The following is a 365-nucleotide window of genomic DNA, read 5'->3' as shown; positions in this document are numbered from 1 at the left end:
GCCGGACAGCGTCACCACCCCGCTGGCGCTTTCCTGTCCGTGCAAGCCCTGTGCCCATCGCTCTACGAGCTTCTGCGTGACCTCATCTTTAAGGCGATGTCGGCTGTCGGTGGTGAGGGCTAGTTGTCGTTGGCCGTTGCCCAAGTCGAGGGTGCCCAGGAATTCCTTCAGCGTCTGCGGGCCGCCTTCGTCTTTCTTTCCCGGACGCCACTGGATGATCTCGTTCTCTACCTCGGCGGGCACCTCCACAGACAGCGACACCGGCCGCCACCACCTGGACACAGTGCGGGGGTCCTTTACCAGGCCGCCGGACAGCGTCACCACCCCGCTGGCGCTTTCCTGTCCGTGCAAGCCCTGTGCCCATC

At 64.7% G+C, this 365-nt stretch carries 1 protein-coding gene; it reads right to left on the bottom strand.

What is annotated here, in order from left to right; genetic code table 11:
• Positions 1–261 (bottom strand): hypothetical protein (locus E1288_RS46635; RefSeq protein ID WP_132495779.1); only part of this gene is annotated, 261 nt, incomplete at its 3' end.
• Positions 262–365 lie beyond the last annotated feature (104 nt).

Source organism: Saccharopolyspora elongata, assembly GCF_004348985.1.
In the GTDB taxonomy this organism is placed as follows: domain Bacteria; phylum Actinomycetota; class Actinomycetes; order Mycobacteriales; family Pseudonocardiaceae; genus Saccharopolyspora; species Saccharopolyspora elongata.
The sequence above is the reverse complement of the archived record's forward strand: the minus strand, read 5'-3'. Positions and strand labels throughout refer to the sequence as shown.